This is a genomic window from Bacillus sp. ES1-5, assembly GCF_022487605.1.
GTDB lineage: Bacteria > Bacillota > Bacilli > Bacillales > Bacillaceae_G > Bacillus_A > Bacillus_A wiedmannii.
Window position 1 is genome coordinate 327091 of the sequence record NZ_JAKVPU010000001.1, and the last position, 17139, is coordinate 344229.

The 17139-nt window shown below is 34.1% G+C and carries 22 protein-coding genes and 1 pseudogene; 2 read left to right on the top strand and 21 right to left on the bottom strand.

The window, feature by feature from the left end; translation table 11 throughout:
• Positions 1 to 36: 36 nt before the first annotated feature.
• The 17 genes and pseudogenes from MKO96_RS01765 to MKO96_RS01845 form a co-directional block, all read right to left on the bottom strand.
• Positions 37 to 300 carry a hypothetical protein gene (locus MKO96_RS01765; protein ID WP_240586458.1) on the bottom strand — a complete coding sequence of 88 codons (264 nt, stop codon included), beginning with the start codon at positions 298 to 300 and terminating at the stop codon, positions 37 to 39.
• Between the two features lie 98 nt (positions 301 to 398).
• Positions 399 to 1253, bottom strand: coding sequence for an NUMOD3 domain-containing DNA-binding protein (locus tag MKO96_RS01770; RefSeq protein WP_240586459.1), 855 nt, complete (start codon positions 1251 to 1253; stop codon positions 399 to 401).
• A gap of 254 nt (positions 1254 to 1507) precedes the next feature.
• Positions 1508 to 2734, bottom strand: a pseudogene (locus tag MKO96_RS01775) (DUF2207 domain-containing protein); the annotation flags it as partial.
• Positions 2735 to 2964: 230 nt separating this feature from the next.
• A complete protein-coding gene (locus MKO96_RS01780) occupies positions 2965 to 3327 on the bottom strand; it encodes a hypothetical protein (protein ID WP_240586461.1) in 363 nt (120 codons plus the stop codon).
• 6 nt (positions 3328 to 3333) lie between these two features.
• Positions 3334 to 3930, bottom strand: a complete 597-nt coding sequence (locus MKO96_RS01785) for a major tail protein (protein ID WP_240586462.1) — start codon at positions 3928 to 3930, stop codon at positions 3334 to 3336.
• Positions 3931 to 4263: a hypothetical protein gene (locus tag MKO96_RS01790; protein ID WP_240586463.1), complete on the bottom strand. Its 333-nt coding sequence runs from the start codon at positions 4261 to 4263 to the stop codon at positions 3931 to 3933.
• A complete protein-coding gene (locus MKO96_RS01795) occupies positions 4260 to 4628 on the bottom strand; it encodes an HK97 gp10 family phage protein (protein ID WP_240586464.1) in 369 nt (122 codons plus the stop codon). The genes MKO96_RS01790 and MKO96_RS01795 overlap by 4 nt, the downstream gene beginning before the upstream one ends.
• Positions 4621 to 4920 carry a phage head closure protein gene (locus tag MKO96_RS01800; RefSeq protein WP_240586465.1) on the bottom strand — a complete coding sequence of 100 codons (300 nt, stop codon included), beginning with the start codon at positions 4918 to 4920 and terminating at the stop codon, positions 4621 to 4623. Before MKO96_RS01800 ends, MKO96_RS01795 begins: the two co-directional genes overlap by 8 nt.
• Positions 4917 to 5189 (bottom strand): head-tail connector protein, encoded by a 273-nt coding sequence (locus tag MKO96_RS01805; RefSeq protein ID WP_240586466.1) that lies wholly within the window; start codon positions 5187 to 5189, stop codon positions 4917 to 4919. Before MKO96_RS01805 ends, MKO96_RS01800 begins: the two co-directional genes overlap by 4 nt.
• 2 nt (positions 5190 to 5191) lie before the next feature.
• A complete protein-coding gene (locus MKO96_RS01810; RefSeq protein WP_240586467.1) occupies positions 5192 to 5482 on the bottom strand; it encodes a hypothetical protein in 291 nt (96 codons plus the stop codon).
• Positions 5483 to 5517: 35 nt separating this feature from the next.
• Positions 5518 to 6684: a phage major capsid protein gene (locus MKO96_RS01815; protein ID WP_240586468.1), complete on the bottom strand. Its 1167-nt coding sequence runs from the start codon at positions 6682 to 6684 to the stop codon at positions 5518 to 5520.
• Positions 6685 to 6697: 13 nt separating this feature from the next.
• Entirely contained in the window at positions 6698 to 7282 is a 585-nt protein-coding gene (locus tag MKO96_RS01820) for an HK97 family phage prohead protease (protein WP_240586469.1), read from the bottom strand.
• Positions 7248 to 8459: a phage portal protein gene (locus MKO96_RS01825; RefSeq protein WP_240586470.1), complete on the bottom strand. Its 1212-nt coding sequence runs from the start codon at positions 8457 to 8459 to the stop codon at positions 7248 to 7250. The genes MKO96_RS01820 and MKO96_RS01825 overlap by 35 nt, the downstream gene beginning before the upstream one ends.
• 41 nt (positions 8460 to 8500) lie before the next feature.
• On the bottom strand, positions 8501 to 9553 hold the full coding sequence (locus tag MKO96_RS01830; protein ID WP_240586471.1) for an NUMOD1 domain-containing DNA-binding protein: 1053 nt from the start codon (positions 9551 to 9553) through the stop codon (positions 8501 to 8503).
• Between the two features lie 118 nt (positions 9554 to 9671).
• Complete coding sequence (locus tag MKO96_RS01835) at positions 9672 to 11360, bottom strand: terminase large subunit (protein ID WP_240586472.1); 1689 nt, start codon at positions 11358 to 11360, stop codon at positions 9672 to 9674.
• On the bottom strand, positions 11357 to 11728 hold the full coding sequence (locus tag MKO96_RS01840; RefSeq protein WP_240586473.1) for a hypothetical protein: 372 nt from the start codon (positions 11726 to 11728) through the stop codon (positions 11357 to 11359). Before MKO96_RS01840 ends, MKO96_RS01835 begins: the two co-directional genes overlap by 4 nt.
• A gap of 179 nt (positions 11729 to 11907) precedes the next feature.
• Positions 11908 to 12222: an HNH endonuclease gene (locus tag MKO96_RS01845; RefSeq protein ID WP_240586474.1), complete on the bottom strand. Its 315-nt coding sequence runs from the start codon at positions 12220 to 12222 to the stop codon at positions 11908 to 11910.
• 191 nt (positions 12223 to 12413) lie between these two features.
• Between MKO96_RS01845 and MKO96_RS01850 the strand changes: the two genes are divergently transcribed.
• A complete protein-coding gene (locus tag MKO96_RS01850; protein WP_240586475.1) occupies positions 12414 to 12794 on the top strand; it encodes a DUF2513 domain-containing protein in 381 nt (126 codons plus the stop codon).
• Here the strand turns inward: MKO96_RS01850 and MKO96_RS01855 are convergent.
• Both MKO96_RS01855 and MKO96_RS01860 read right to left on the bottom strand, forming a co-directional pair.
• Positions 12791 to 13024 carry a hypothetical protein gene (locus MKO96_RS01855; protein ID WP_098871531.1) on the bottom strand — a complete coding sequence of 78 codons (234 nt, stop codon included), beginning with the start codon at positions 13022 to 13024 and terminating at the stop codon, positions 12791 to 12793. The two genes, MKO96_RS01850 and MKO96_RS01855, sit on opposite strands and share 4 nt — an antisense overlap.
• A 47-nt stretch (positions 13025 to 13071) precedes the next feature.
• On the bottom strand, positions 13072 to 13650 hold the full coding sequence (locus MKO96_RS01860) for a hypothetical protein (RefSeq protein WP_240586476.1): 579 nt from the start codon (positions 13648 to 13650) through the stop codon (positions 13072 to 13074).
• 424 nt (positions 13651 to 14074) lie between these two features.
• Between MKO96_RS01860 and MKO96_RS01865 the strand changes: the two genes are divergently transcribed.
• Positions 14075 to 15526 carry an ApeA N-terminal domain 1-containing protein gene (locus tag MKO96_RS01865; RefSeq protein ID WP_240586477.1) on the top strand — a complete coding sequence of 484 codons (1452 nt, stop codon included), beginning with the start codon at positions 14075 to 14077 and terminating at the stop codon, positions 15524 to 15526.
• A gap of 68 nt (positions 15527 to 15594) precedes the next feature.
• On the opposite strand, the gene MKO96_RS01870 is transcribed toward MKO96_RS01865, so the two are convergent.
• Complete coding sequence (locus MKO96_RS01870; RefSeq protein WP_240586478.1) at positions 15595 to 16335, bottom strand: hypothetical protein; 741 nt, start codon at positions 16333 to 16335, stop codon at positions 15595 to 15597.
• A 228-nt stretch (positions 16336 to 16563) separates the two neighbouring features.
• A complete protein-coding gene (locus tag MKO96_RS01875; RefSeq protein WP_240586479.1) occupies positions 16564 to 16950 on the bottom strand; it encodes a hypothetical protein in 387 nt (128 codons plus the stop codon).
• Positions 16951 to 17139 lie beyond the last annotated feature (189 nt).

The window sequence follows — 17139 nt, forward strand, 5'->3', positions numbered from 1 at the left end:
CACCGTTTTTGAACGATTTTACTTCGGCACAATTTATCATCTACCGAAAAATTTAACACCTAATTCATTACGTTTCGTTTCATCTTCAACCTCTGATAAAGCTTGTGCAATTTCCGTCATAGCTGCCGATCCGTCTTTACCACCTTTAGCTACTGCTTGACCCCATTTCTCAACTTGTTCAGCTGAAATTTTTGTTCCTTTAAGGGCTTCTGTCATAGCTTTATCGACACCTTGACCGAACTCAGCCGCTTTAATACGACCTTCTTTTAAACCCGTTATGTTCAGTAAAGTACGCAACACTTTACCCGTCCCCAAAGGACCGCTCACTGTCACCAGTAAGACCAGACTATATCATCATCTAAGCAAAAACAGATCCTAGATGCCCCCCATTTCCACTATCATTCGCTTATAGTGTACGTCTCTCGACTAGTCGTTACACCTTCATCTAACAAATCAAATTTGTACCCTTCTAAATGACGATATTTACTTTTTTGCCTATTAAAATCATCTTCTACAGAAATTTTCTTACCTAATAACTTTGTTAATAAATATAAACTTATTTTAAACTGCTTACTTGTTATTTCTTTCGTTTCATAGATTGTAACATTACCTAGATTGTCAGTAACTTTAACTTTTACAGCGGCGGGATTTTTACCTCCTGCAATAGCTTGACCGTTTCCGTAATTTGGGTTATTAGCTCCACCTACGTCTATTTTTTCTCTAGCTATTTTTAAGTTTCTTTTGTGTTCTTCTGATTTCTTTTTTCCTTTTAACGCTTGGCTTATATTTAAACGCTCTTGTTGAGTTTTCTTACGTCCGTATATCGGACTCGAATCCCTACGTTTTCCGTACATTCCATTTCTTTTTCCAGAACGAGCTAGACTTTGCTTTCTGCGGGTTTCTTCTGACACAACCACGCCATAATTCGGATGTAACGATCCTTTCCGACCGTACATGTGGTTAAACTTTCCTTCTACCGCACCAAGTCCTCCATCATCTAAATTAACAAGTTTGTAGTTTAAAACATGCTTATATTCATAAATAAACCAAACTTCAGCATCATACGCCTCTTTTTCGGTTAAATTATTAGATATGATAGCTACAGCTACCTCAGTTTTGTTTAAAATATTTTTAAAATACCTATTTCTACTTTTATCAATTTGATACGCTCGATTACCACTACCTTTTCCTACATAAAAAGGCTCGTTAGTATCAAGCCTTATCCATTCGTAAATATAAAATCTTCTATCCATACCCTCACTCCTAATACAATATCTTACAGCAATAGAGAGGATTATTGAATAATTAAAAGTAGTATCAACAGTAAAAATGACTCATCAATTTAAAATAGTTAAATCATCTGTAAAAGCATGTCTGTCTAAATATACAAAGTAAGTAACATCTTTGATTTATTAAATGCTTGGCACGGTATTGTCTCTATGACAGAGAGTTCCACCGTTTTAAAGGAGTTTTCTATGAATGTCACCACTCATAGGGACAATACTTTATCCAATAAATTATCGATATTCCAAGTACCTGTATCAACACCAGCCTCCATAATCGCCTGTACTTCTTCAGCACTGTATCCAGCCCGTGTTAATTGCCCACCATATTCAGCAATAATATCTAATTGTTCAGGTGGAAAACCCATTTTTAATAAGGCATCAGCCATACCGAGAGCGCCTTCTTGTGAAATACCTAATTCATTACCGATTTCATTTGTTTCTTGAATTAGTTCAGTAAAATCTATGCCTTCATAAGACTGAGAAATTGCGGCTGCTCCTCTTACAATTGCTGCATTCGCTTCATCGCTTACACCTTTATTTAAAGCCCATTGTCGCCGCACGCCTGCAAGTGACTCTTCAGCATCTAACCCATAAGCAGTTATACCCCTAATAGCCTCTTCAACTGATTTTTTTGATGAGTCTGGAACATCAAACGCAATATCAATTTTCGTTTGTAGCTTTGACATATCCAATGATTTTTCAATAGCGGCTGAAATACCACCACCAGCTGCTAACCCACCAATAACATTTTCTAACCCTATTTTTAAACCTTCAAACTTCTTCTCCGTTCTTCCGGCTTCTTGTTGTAAATCTCTTAATTCATTTCGAACTTGCTGGATTGAATTACCGTCATCCACAGATCGTAGAGCACGTTGTAATTTTTCAATATCTCCTTCTGTTCCTAATGCTTCTCGTCCGATAATCCCAATTGCTTGTTCTAACTGCCGACTTGTAGCTGTTCCGTTTTTAATTGCATTCACAAGACGATTTCCTAATGCTCCTGCAAAATCATCTACACTTTTCCCTGTAGCACTAAACAACGTTTCTAATTGCCGGGTGGAATTGGCTACATTATCTTGCTCAGCCTTCATATTTCCAAGCTTATTTTTCAGACCATTAAGAGACCCTTCTGTAAATTCAATCTCACGCCTAAAAGCACGATATTGTTCTTCAGAAATTTTACCGTTTTGAAATTGAGCTTGGACTTGTTGTTCAGCTGCTTTTAACTTGTCTAGCTTTTGTGTTGTATTTTCAATTTGTTGTGTAAGTAACTGTTGTTTTTGAGAAAGTGCCTCAATATTCCCAGGATCAAACTTTAGCAACCGCTCAACATCTTTCAACTCTTTTGTTAAATCATTACTTCGTTTATTGACATCTTTTAAAGCATTCTGAAGTCCCGTGGTTTCTCCACCAATTTCAATCGTAATTCCTTTAATTCTTCCTGCCATTTTCTCACCCCTTTCTTAGAATGAATCGAAGTCTTTTTGATTTGCTTTTCTAACTTTTTCTTTATCCGGATTCTCCATCTCAGCAAATTCAGCAATATAGTCAAAACAATCACCGATTGTCATATCTTCTAAATCCCATCTTGTTAGTTTTGCTTTATAACAAAGAGCAAGGAACGTATCAGTGGTTAATTCTTCATCACTGAAAGTCCCTTGCTCTTCATTATTTTTCTTTATTTTTTTTTTGCTCCCATTGTCATTTGAATCAAATCGTTAATTTCCGGCATAATTTCATAGATAGGGAATTCATCAAACCCATCTAACCATGTAAGTGGATCTGGAATACTTGGATCAGCCGTTTTAGCATATAACCAAACCAGATCATAAATAACCTCGAAATCAACCTTATTAAAATCTAAAGTTGAAAGATCAATAGTTGCTTCTGTGCTATCAGGTGAAGTGATTGTACCCATAGCCCCTAAAGCAAACATATCAGCAAATAAGTCACGTCTAAATTGCGCTTTGTATCTTTTAACAGTTGCCGCTGTACTCTTTAATTTGACCTGTTTTCCGTCTATAGTAATTGTCTTTTCCATTTACTATTACGCTCCTTTTGGTACTGCTGGTTTTTTAACGTACACTTCTTTGTACCAGTTATCGTAAATTGCTTGAGTTGTTTTAGAGGTTGTTTTTGTTTTAACCATTGGTCTTCCGCCAGGCGCTAAAACGATTGGACTAGATACAAACTTCAATTCATTTGTATTTGGTTCAGCTGAATTGGTTTTTGTTTTAGATGCGATTGTCGGACGACTCGCTGCACAGTTATACATAACGTGTCGAGTTGCATTCACATCGCCATCAAATTCAAATAGTAATGCAAATGATTTCCCTTTGGCATCAGCTAACTCATTTAATACACCGTCGGTTTCATCTAATTGCTCTCCTAATGCATCAATTGCAAATTGTTCCGGGATGGTAGCGATGTTCAATGTTCCATCGTAACCTTGGTTATTACTTGCGGCGTAATAAAGCATGTCATCCGCATAGAATTCTATTAAATCACCGCGTGGCTCAAATGTTAGTTCAACCCCACCAGGTAATGGAATCGGCGTACCAAACTTTACTAAAAAACCTTGAATATCAATTGGGACATAATGTACATTCTTCAAACCAAATGTGACTTTATTTTCTTTATTCATTTATATCAACCTCATTTCATATATTTTCTGATACATATTTTCAGATTCAATAATTCCTTCGATCGGTGTGTCATAAGGAATTTCATGATTGTCCAGGACTTTTTCAAGTTTCGCTTCTGCAACTAAGTTTTTTCTTGTTGTATAAAGTTCAATATTTACATCATTTATTTTGTGATATACCTTGTTATCTGCCATTAGGTTTGCTGATCCATCTGCAAGAAAACAAATATACGGAGGACTTGGCACAGGATTACCTGGCGTTGCTGTAAAATTCGAATAAGCCACAGGATAACCTGTAGCTTCAAGAATCTTTGTTAATTCACCTAATGTCATTGTTGGATCGCCCTTTCAACAAGTTTAGTAAATTCATTTATCGCTTTTTCTTCTGCTGGAGCGATATGAACTTTAGCTGGTACACGTCCACCACCAACCTTCGCATGCCCTTTTTCTAATAGGTGTGTTAATTGCGGTTTCAATGCATTATGAACAATAATCGCATTTCCTTCCTTCTTTTTTCTCCACCCTTTGGCATATTTACGTGTATCTTTACGTGTACTTTTAGGACTTTTCTGTTTCAGTTCACTTACTAGATCATCAGCTACTTTTCCTTTTGCTTCTTCCATATTTTCTTCTACAACATTAGCATATCTTTGTAATTCTCTAGCGATTTCACTCACTAAATCATCTACACTAGCCACCAGATCTCACCTCACAATATAGTTCAATCCTTTCGTCATCCCTTTCATATGTGCGGTAAATGCTATACTTTTTTTCACAATACTTCACTTTTTGTTCCTCACGGTAATCCAATGTATAAACAATTAATAGACATTTTGGCTTAAACCCATTTTGACCAGCCTTGAAAAACTCATCTTGAGAAATACTTTTTTTCTCGCAAAATACTTGCCTCGTAAAATCTTCTGAAACCTCTACTTGGTTCAACTCATCTTTGCTAGTTATTACAATTGGAAAATATAAAATATCATTCATTTATAATCACCTGCTAAAGTGAGATGATTTTTAAGCATGCTATACGATAATTGAAATCGCTCCGACTCCTTAGCATCTGAAGTGAAGTTAGATTTTGTATACATGATTATCGCCCTTTTAATTAACGGATCTGTATCATCATTTGATTTGAAACCAGAAACCCCAGATAACTTTAGATCAGTTCGGGCCGCTTCAATCAAATCATCAATTTCATCATCTAAAGCATTATGTGAAACACGCAATGCCTTCTTTACCACTTCAAGCATCATGTTTATTCACCAACTGGTTCGAGTTCTTCTAACGCTTTTAGTGCCACTTCTTTCCCTTTAAGCTTTTCCCCATTAGGTAGTTCATAATATCCTCCACCGACATGGACAATTTCAGGAACAACAGGTTTATAATCACCAACCGGTTCAGTTTCTAGGAATCCTTCTTTTTGTAAGAATTCTACTCTTTCTTGGTCATCTGTTTTATATGATTCTCCAACACTATAATGTACATAAGAGAACTTATCACGGAATGCTGTAATTACTTTAAATTCTCGCATTTTCTTTTCAGCCATAAAATACCTCCTTATTTCAAATGAAAAAGCGGCTATTAAACAGTAGCCGCTTTCTTAACACGTAAGAATCCATTTTTTGAAATTACGTTACCACCAGCAAATACTGAACCTCTATGAGCAATCATACCTTGCTTAAATTTGAAATCAGTTGAGCGTTGTACATCCATATCAGAGAAGATAGTAAGTTGGTAGTTTGATAATGGACCGTAAGCCATATTGAATTGACCAGCTGTAGTTGCTGCATCAGATACCGCTTTACATGCGCTATTGATAATAAATGGTACACCATCAATCGTTCCAGAATTACCGTTTGATACAACGTTATAAACTTTTTTGCCATCAGTTGTACGAAGTTTAGCAAATGCTTTTAAATCCTTTTTATTTAAGATTAATACAGCTGCATCTTCAACATCTTCATCGCCACCATAGCTATAGATGATATCGTCTAATGTAGAAGCATCAATTTTTGAAATTTCTAAGTCTGTTGTTGCGTCGATTGCTTTTGCTGCTGTTGAAAAAATACCTACTAAGCGATTCGTTGCACCTGTTCCGATTAGGATTTCACGAGTGATTTTCTTGCGTGTCGCAACTGTGATACCTTTCATTACTTCGCCATCATAATCAGCTGCAGGTAATTTTTGAAGTTCTTCAGTGTCTTCGGAATAAGCAGTGATTTTCGCTTTAGTAATATCAGCATATCCAAACTTCGTCTCAACATTTGCGTAATCATTACCTTCAGTTGTATAATCACCTTCACCATAGCTTTCAAGATACGGTTGTTGGTAGCTTTCTCCGCCTTTTAATGTTTTTGTAGATACACGATCAATCAGTGTAGAAACTTCATTGAAAGTAGGTCGGATATCTGAAGCTGTATGTTTCGGAAGTACTACATTTCCACTCCCTACAGTAACAGCACGATTTTCCATCAATGCTTGTCCGCGTTTTTCTGATGTTTCTAACTCTAAATCTTGTTGTGGTGGCTCATTGTTAAACGTTTCAACTACTGTACGTGTTTCTGAATCAGCATTGTTATTAATAACCTCTGCTTCTTTCAATAAGCGCTGACGAGTTTCAATTTGTTTTTGCGCTTCGTCAAGTTCACGTAATTCAGTTTCCAATGCTGCTAAATCTACCTCTTGATCACCTTGTAGTAAAGTACGAATTTCTGCTTTTCTAGCTAAAATTTCTTGTAATGTTTTCAAACGAATCTCTCCCTTATAAGTAAGTTTTTAAAATTAATTTTTGCCGTAAGTCTTTTTGATTACGTTCATCCACAAATTGTTTATACGGATCATGACTTCTGGCTGAAACTTGAGAATCCGGATATGCCGGGAATGCCACAGGGCTAATTTCAATTAATTTAGCTTTTGTAACACTACGCACAACATTATCCGAATTAGACTCATCCCACTCTTCTTTCACCATTTGGAAGCCGAAAGAAACGCCGTCAACATCACCGCGTTTAATCGTTTTATACGTATCATCACCTAGTGTCGTATCAGCCAAATCTAATTCGAATCGAAGTCCAATTTCATCTTCAAATAATCGAAGAGTCCCATTCTTAGTGCTACCTAGAACTTGAGAGTAATCATGGCTCCATAGCGCCAATTGGTCATCTTGTGTTAAAGAATCTGTAAAAGCTCCGCGTTTGAATTGTTCTTTAAATCGTCTCCAATACCCCATTGTCACAGACTTCATTTCCCATTTAACTGCATAACCAGTTATTGTTCGAAGCCCCCCTTCAATTTCTCTAATTTCCATTTCACTACTCAGTAGTTCCCTCTTTTCCGTTTGTTTCATTATTATCACCTCCTTCATCAGTGACCTTACCTTCCTTAACTAAGGCTGTATCTAACCTTCTGATTGGTTTATCTCCACCCTCAATTGGGCCAAGTGAAAGAATCGCTCTCCATTCGTTTGGAGTTAACGAACCTCTGTCTACCATTTGAACAAGATTCATCTTTGTACTCATAGAAGCGTATTGAAGTGATGCGGATTCAAAGATAATTTTGTTACCAAAACCTCTTTCTTTACGCGAAAAAAGCTTCCTGGTGTATTCTCCAGCAAGCTGCATCGCAAAAACTTCTATCTCTGATTCGTAATAGGCATTCCATTCGTCCTCATTGTATTTACTTTGTATAATCTTATCGTTTGTATTGAAGAAATTATAAATACGCTGTATGGTCTCTTGCATTTGTTTTGAATCTGGAACAAAAGCTTCCGGTTTAACTTGTTCTAAATCGTAACGCGGATCTGATGAAGCTGCCCCACCATCATTTGCGATATTTAAATAGTTATTAACGAAATTCTTAACCTGATTATCAATATCTTCTTGTTTTAATACGGATTTAAATTTAAGAATCCATTTTACTACTGCGCTATTTTTTATCGCTTTAACAATACCTTGATCTGTAGTTGTTACAATCTCCATTAACTGAGCTAATGCATTACCAGGATGCTCTCCAAAAAAGTCGTTATCATTAAAATCCTTACGTAAATGAATCACATCGGCATATGGTATGGTCATTTGTTTGCCATTCTTAAAGTAGAACTTCAAAAAAATATCTCCGTATGCCCCCTCAACTACTTCTACCGTTTTACAAGGGATAGGATAGATCTCAGTGGCATAACCAAGATCATCACGCTTAATATAAGCGAATGCATTGTGATTCAATTCTAATTGAACAGCCATTTTTTCTTGAAACATCTGTCCTGTCATTAAAGGATTCGGTTCTTCCAACAGAAATCTGATGTATGGTTCAGGATTAATCTTGAATTCTGTACCATTATCACGAATATGTTTAGCTATTAGTTTCCCGACTGCCTTTGCTTTAGGGCGAATACAAGCTCGTATAATATCACTTTGATAAATATCGCCATTCCATGAAAAAAAGCCTCCTCCATTGTCGTTTATCATTTCAAAACGAGTTGTAGTAGGGGCTTGTTTCTTCCCGAATATCTTATCGAATAATCCCAATTTCTCACCTCCTTCTTAAACTAAAATAAAAAAGAGAACGCTTATAAAGCACCCTCTTTTTTTGTATTTATATAGTCATTATAGAACAACCATTTGTAACCACCTGTTGTCTTCATTTTATTATTGCAAACACGCGAAATCGATCCACTTGAAATATTAAACTTTTCTTCTGCTTCTTTTACACTCTCAAACATATCTATAAGTTCGTTATTTAACGGATTTATTCGAACTACTTTCTTCGCTGTTGTTTTATGTGTTACATCTCTACGATAATTTCCACTTAAATAATCTGATTCATAAACAAAAACATATCCTTTACATGTTTTAATTTTACCTTTGCAACATGAACAAATTGAAGAAATATCAAATCCTGTTATTTTAGATGTTTCATATATTGAATTAAAAGTTTGAACATATTTCAATGATAAATCCAATTGTACTACACGTATTGCTGTTTCTTGTTTAGCGTAGTTCATCGGTTCTTTTGCCAACTCAATCCTTAATTTTAGATATTCTTCATTAATATCATCTTTATATAACCAAATGAAATCACTTGACTGTTTATATTGTTTAATGCAACTTCCTATTATACCTGAATGGCTCAAATTTGTTTCCCTTGAAGCTTCCCTAGCACTTCCATATTCTCGGATAAAATCCCCGTAAAGTGAATATTGTAAAACGGCTTTAGATCTTTCGTTATTTCCACCAGAAAAAAGTTCTCTTAATTTTCTTTTCACATCATCAGTGTGTGTTTTACCGTACATTCCATTATCTTTACCTTTAAAGTGGCCACCATAAGCATTATACGAAATATTAAAACCTATATTTTTATCATAAGATTGTGTTTTATCCATCCAATATTGTTCTCTACTTCTCAATATTCCTTCATCAAAAATATATTCAATTATTTCAAAAGTGAAATTTTCTTTTCCATATTTATTGTAAGAACGTTGCATTCTATTAGAATGGTGCCTATCATAACTTAATTCACGAAAATGATCTCTTTTTCTTTTCTTCAAATCATTGCTACTTCCTATATAAAATCGCTTATTTGACAAACAAGTGATTTTATATATCCCCATATTTTCTTGCATAACAAAACACCTCTGCATTGTGCTTTTTACCCGAGTATTAAATTGTATTTGTAGGGAAGGTGTCTCGGATAACATCTTATCAAATTATATTGCTAATCCAACATGGTTCCTATGTATATTATATCATGTTATGATAATCGTTCCATTTATCTTGTAATATTACATAGGCGTTTAATAGGGCGGCGGTGCCATCAATTCTTCGTCTCTGATTACTAGTTTTACAGGGTTGTATATTCAAGTTTTTATCTATTTCTATAGCTGTATTTGAAAGGCACCACTTGGTAATAGGATTGTTGTCGTAATTGACGATTTTAGATTCCAAATCTGCCCCAAGCTTTCTCATTGGGGCGGACAAAGTTCGTTTTCCTTGAATTACAGGAATAGTCGCTTCCGATCCAAATTCATTTTTTAAGTCTTCAACAAAATATTTTGCCGACCAACTATCGTACCCTATCCAAGGTAAGTACAGCCCATGTTCTTCTCTCAATTCCACTAACCAATCTACAATAAATTTATAATGTATCGAGTTACCAGGTGTAGTTCTCAATAGCTCCATATCTCTCCATGTTGAGTACGGGATTTTATCTTCATTGGTTCTCTGTTCTAATAAATCCTCTGGCAACCAATACATATGTTTAGCATAAATTATCTCGTCATTAGGAACTTTAAAAATTACACAAGCAGAAGTTAAGTCAGTTGTGCTACTTAAATCGACTCCACAAATACCGTATTTAGGTTTTAATTCTGCAATTTCATAATTAGCAATATTATTTAATTGTTCAAAAGTCAGCCATGCCTCTGTTGATGTTTCTCTTATATTAAAATCTTTTGTTAGTAAGTTTTTTACTAGCAAAGAATTTGCGTTTGCCTTGTTTACCTTTGTTTCAAGTTGGTCTACTTTTTTAATCGTGCCAAGCCCAGGATTGGCTTTCTTCCACTTTGATGGATCAGTCCATTCCTCTCGTTTATCCAGCTCATAGATTATAGGTAAAAAACGATCATCTTTATATCCATCTGGATCATCAAGTCCATTTAACAACATTTCTGCTTCTTCATACTTCATATCATACACTGACTCTCGGACAGTTCCTGCTGTTGTAATCATAAATATCATTGGCTGTTCTCGTGAAGACGTACCATCCACAATAACATCATATAAATTTTTATCTTTCCATGCATGAATTTCATCCATCATAGCACCATGTACGTTAAGTCCATCTAAAGTTTCACTATCAGAACCAAGTGGTTTAAATGTACTATCATTCCATTCAGAAACCATTTCAGATACTAAAGGTTTAATACGCTTTAATAGTGCTGGTGACTTCTTTACCATTCGCTTTGATTCTAACCAAACTAATTTTGCTTGGTCTTTCTTAGTTGCTACCGCATAGACTTCCGAACCTGGTTCCCCATCTGCTATTTGCAAATACAATCCAATCCCTGAACCAACAGTAGATTTTCCGTTTTTACGAGCAACTACAAGTAATACTTCTCTGTATTTTCTTGTGCCATTTATTCCATGTACAAAGCCAAATGCCGCTGCAATAAATGCCTTTTGCCATACTTCTAAAACAATTGGCTTTCCGCCCCATTTTCCCTTTGAGTGCTTACAAAAGTTTTCGATGAATTCAATGGCATGGTTCGCTTTCTTTGAGTCGTATTCATATACACTTTCTTTATCACCAATATCACTTACTAATTTCTTATATATTCTACGGACTTTTTCACTAACAATTTCTTTTCCTGATTCAATAAGGCTGTAATATTCAATGATGGGGTTATAAGACAAAGGATATTGTATCCTCATTTATTCATCACGAAGTCATCAAACCCATCATCCTTCTCCTTACTTTCAATTGGTTTTTTAGGTATGTAATCACCCAACTGCTTCATAATCGTTTGATAACTTTTATTCATAGCTATATATCTTCTTGCTGCTGGTCTTTCCCTTTCATATGGTTCTTGATTCTCTGATTGCGAGAACATTTCATCGTAACCATTCTCATCCAGATCTTTTCGGATATCTTCTAACCGTACTCGTAAATCTGCCGCTTCAACAATTAACCCCTCTACAACCATGAGGGTATCTTTTGGCATCTCTTTATAAATCCGTTTAAGTCTGTTTACTTCCCTTTTAACTCGTTCTTCTTTAGTTAATTCTTTCTTTATCGCCATCGATAACACCTCACTTTATTCGTTTTTGGGTAGGGGGTCACGCGAAATGACCAATTTATTTTTTGAAGCTCCATCATCGGTTTCCCTATGAGCCTTTTATTTATTTTTAGAAAGGGGGGATGGTACTTTCTGTTCCTGATTCTTTTTTTGCTACTTGTTCTTTAGTTAACAGTTCGCCATTACTTTTCATCTAATTCCCTCCTAATCAAATCACCATTTTCATCAAACATTACATCTTCTCTAATCAATGCAGCTTCACCAAACGTCTTAGAATTATGACAAGGTAAACATAAATATTGTAGGTTCTCATGATTCAATGTGATATCTGGATTATCTATATTCTGTGGTGTAATCTCAATGATGTGGTCAACAATGTATCCTGGCACATCTTTGCAATGTTCACACATACCATCTATTGTTATAGCAATGTACGCCGATCTACACTTCTTCCAAGATATAGATTTGTAAAATTTTTTTGCGTATTCCTTTGCCATCTAATCACCTCTAGATAACCAATTTTCCTCTTCAAGTTGTGTTATCGTATACCTCATTAGAGATTAAGATTACACTTCCACTTCTTATCGATATTATTTAAATAAGTTTATCATCAATTATTTTCCTGCGATTTAATTTGTAGGATTACCTTCTTTTTTGTCGAATTTATAGCCTATAAGGAGGTGATAATATGAAATTAAATCAAGATTGTATTCGTTCCATTCTTTTGGAACTAGAAGAAAAATTGACACTCGGTCAGCATATCCATCTTCATCAATTAAAAGAGTTTAAAACTTTTAACACGTACGGAGAAAACGAATCTACATATGCAATTTTAAAACTTATCGAAGCCGGCTATTTAAACGGTGCCCACCAATTTGATGGAGATGAAATATATTATTTAGGAGTCTCATCAATAACCTTCTCAGGCCATGAATTCCTAAATACTATTAGAGACTCAAAAGTTTGGTCTACAACAAAAACACTTACTCAAAAGTTATCTAGTGTTCCTTTAAATGTACTATCAGCTGTGGCTGTGAAAGTTACAAAAGACTATATAGGATTATCTTAGTTATGTTCACCACTCAAGTACCCACGTTCACCTAAGAATTTTTGAAATTCTTCCAAAAACACCTTGTACTTATTTGGTGAATAATCATTACTCATAAAAGTCAGTTCAAGATTGAACTGACTTTTCATCTCAGTCCCCATCGTTGGATTATCAATGGAATAACCCTTTACCCAAACAGCCGTATGGTTATCAACTTTCCCTTTACTAATCGGCGCATGATATGCCGTCATATAAATCTTCCTCCTCCAAAATAAAAGCACCCGAATGGGCGCTTTTATTATCCTATGTTTTCTAAGATATACTTTTCTATTAACTCTGCTTTTTGTTCGACTTTTTCTGTCCATGGAACTAATAAAAATCCTGCTATATCAGTACCATTTGTTAAATCAATAAACTTTTCAATTCTCTTTCGATGATTCGTTTCAGTTTCTAGGAATCCTGTTGATTTTGGAATAAAACTCGGCGCTACGAAAGTAATATTAAACGTTGATACCTGCACAAACTCATCATACTTCACGTTGATGATTCCAAATTCTTCATTCTGAAATACCTTTTCTGTTTCTGTTTCATTCAACATGCGAATAAAATAATCTAATTTAACTCTCTTATTTATTGGGTCTTCCATGTGAGGTGCACGAATATCAAATTCACAATGTCCAAATAACTGGTTAGCCTCTCTTGTTAAACAAGCAAAATCAAGAGCAACTTCTGCATCTTCATTTACTTGAGAATTAGAGGCTATTCGAGATGCTTGGCTCTTCCCATTTCCAAAAATTAAACACCCTTGATCATGGATTTTGAAAATGTCTCCATAAAAAATATTATTCGGCCTTGCCGTGGTTGTAAATTCTCTCATTTATATCATTCCTTTCCAAATAATCTATTCAACGAAAAAGTGGAAAATCCTACAAAATAAAAAAGCACCCATTTAGATGCTTTTTTATTTTATATTACTTTTCATTTCAATTACGGTAAATGAAGTTCTATTCTTCTTCCAATTACCTATTCGCACCGCCTCAATCCATTTGAACTTTATTAAGTAACTGGAAGAAGAGCAAAAACTCCCCTTAATAACGGTATCATTCAATCATTACCATCAACTGGTTTCGGATATTATGTGGCGTCGTTATTAACCGTTTAGAAATTTAGAAACAACATAATGAGTTGTGTTTTTCGCCACTTCTCACAATACAAATATATCATGTTAAAAACCAAAACGTGTCCGTAAATAGTTCACAAATCATATATAATAATCTTTAGAAAGGATGATTGATATTTTTATGAAAACTATTAAATTAGCAAAGCAAACAATGGTCGATGAATTTGAGGTAGATGGATTTTGGTTTGCCCCAAACAACCCAAATCATAAAGTACAGGGAACACTTTCGTTTTCCCCACAAGATGCATCTCTTAATTTACTAGGTAGTTTAACCCAAAGTGAAGCTGATCCACTTGGTCTTCGTTCAAAAGTCGATTTTGATACTTTACATGGCGTAACATGGTCTGGAGAATCAGTTTGTTTATTTAATATTCATCGAACATCTAATAGAATTAACAATTCAGGATTCCACAGTCAAACATATAAGTTTAAATTCATGATTGTTGGTGGATATTTTTCTTCTGTTGAAGAGCTAATGTTTCAAAAAGTTTCTTTTAACAGTACTTATTTAGAAAGTTTCATGAATACATCAGCATTTACCCATAAATTTGAACATAATGAGAAGGGGATCTTGGAAGGTGCTAGCACTTCATTTAAGCACCCAGAAAGAAAAAAATGGGATGTCCCTAGTATAGACTGTACTTTTGCAACTAGTTCCCACTTTGCTTTCGATACAAACGATTATAAAAAAGTAGATATGGAATATAAAGCTTTATTAGAATTAATATCAAATTCAAGCCAAAACTATTACTGGTTCTTAAAGAAAATATACAATCTCTTAAGTTTAATTTCTCTTTTCACTGGGAAAGAACAATTCTTAAAAGACCTATCTTTTAAAATTGAAGATACACCTGAGGTTCAAAATAATAAATTTAAAGTCTTCTTTACACAAAAAGAATTTAAAGAAGAAAAAGACCTCGATACATATAAGAGCATAACATTCCCTGATATAGAGAATGATTTAGCTCATTATTTGAATAAATGGTACCTCCTTTATGACGAATTAGAACCTTTATATAATCTATACATAAATACAAAGTTTCATGGCATTTATGACGAATGGAAATTTCTTAATTATACACGTATTCTTGAAGGCTATCATCGATTAAAATTTACAGATAGTACTTTTTGCAATCCTACGGACTATAATCCAATTAAAAATGTAGTTATATCTTATCTAGAAGAAATGATAACTGATGATAAACTGCAAGAATTAAAGAAAAATATGCAAAATTCTATTTCTTATGCCTATGAGTACCCTTTTAAAAAGAGACTAATTGAGATTGCTAATTCAATTGACGAACCTATTTTCAAAGGGATTTTTAAAAGTAAAAAAGATATGAAAGGGTTTATGAATAAAGTAAAAGAAACAAGAAATAAAATGACACATCCTCAAACCGAAGAAAGTAATATTTTTATTGATTTTAAATTATATCTAGCCAATATTAGATTAAGTGCTTTAATTAATGCTTTAATATTAATAGATTTGGGATTCCCCTCTGATTTTATTGAACACAAATTGTCTTATCTCTATTATCCTTTAGGCACTGCCAAAAGAGAGCTGAATTCATAAACAAAAAAACGCGTAGAAAGATAATCTCTTCCTTCGCGTTTTTTTGTTTTGTGCAAAGAAAAAGCACTCTAACTTTCTGATTGACCAAAATATTTATTATACCTTTTATTATTTAACTTTTTAGCTACCTCAGTGTATATATAATTCATCTCTTCATCACTAATCTCTTCACCTTTTTTGTTCTCTTTTTTTACTCTTTTCCATTCTGCTTTGAGTACCACTTGATGCAAATAAACTAAGTCTTGCGTTAATACTGACCAATTTTTATATTCAAAATCAGGAATGTTATCCTTTGATTTTAAATGATTCAAAATTTTATTTTGCAGAATCGTTATTTTTGCGGAGATAGGTTCTGTTGTATTTAACAATAATACTATTTGATTATTTACGTACGTAAGTTCAATCGCTCGATTCCTTAATTCCTCTCGAACACTTTCATCACTATTATCAAAACCCCTTTTCTTCCACCTGCTAAATTCAGTCATTTGCGTGTAAATAAGCTTAACACACTCACTAAATCTATCCCTCATGGTATTTATCCATTTTACTCTCTCAGTACTAATGGTATCTATATACCTTCTTTGCTCTAAAGCTTTAAGGTTTTTCTCACCTAATTCTTTTGTGATTTTATTAGTTTGATCTGCCAGTTCTTTTTTTAGTTTATTAGTTTGTTCTTCTAGCTCTTTTTTTAAGTTATTAGTATTATTCACGTTTTGAGCCGTCTTAACCACAGTAAATATAACGCCTCCTAAAGAAAGAACACCAACTACAAATCTAGGATCACTAACTAAGTCCACAATTGATTTCATGTCCATATTTTCTCCCATCCTTCATCGTTTTTGATACACATAATTATAATGAATTTTAGAATCATTATATATTATTTAATAATTATTAAAGGAAAGTACTTATAATTCTTATTGAGTCAGCTATAAAAATACCAGGCTCAATAAGAATTACAAAAGCCATTCCACCTCACGTTCGAGTTTGTTTTGCGCAAAAGAAAAAGCATCCAATTGGATGCTTTTCTATAGAATTCATTCAAATGTTTTTTTAATAATTCTATAAGTCTCTACCAACGCAGTTGTAATTAAGAGTAATCCCAATAATGAATACATAACAAAAACTAATAAATATATTTTATTCGTTTCCGGTAAGTATTGAAATATAGAACCTACTAGCATAAAAATTATCAATATAAACATTAAAGCTAAATAATTCAAATAAATATCTTTGTTCTCTTGTCTTTTTTGACTACTTTGATACGAGATACATGCAACTGTTATTGCTATTAAAGCAATAACTACAGTTGTTCCTTGTTGAAAAATTACAGTGAGTAATTTTTGCAATTTCTCTATATCACTATATACATTTGATAATACAGCAACTATCGTTACTACTGTAAGAATAGCAGTACTTTGCATAAAAAATTTATTTCTTCTGTATATACCTCTGGTCATGAAAACGTCCTCCGTACTCCTGTTACCATTTATAAAGCGTGATATTATAATACAATAATTCCCGTAACCAATCAACCCAGCAACTTTACCAGGCTCAATAAGAAACACAAAAGCCACGATACCAATGCACCGCGGCTGAATATATTAAGTTTA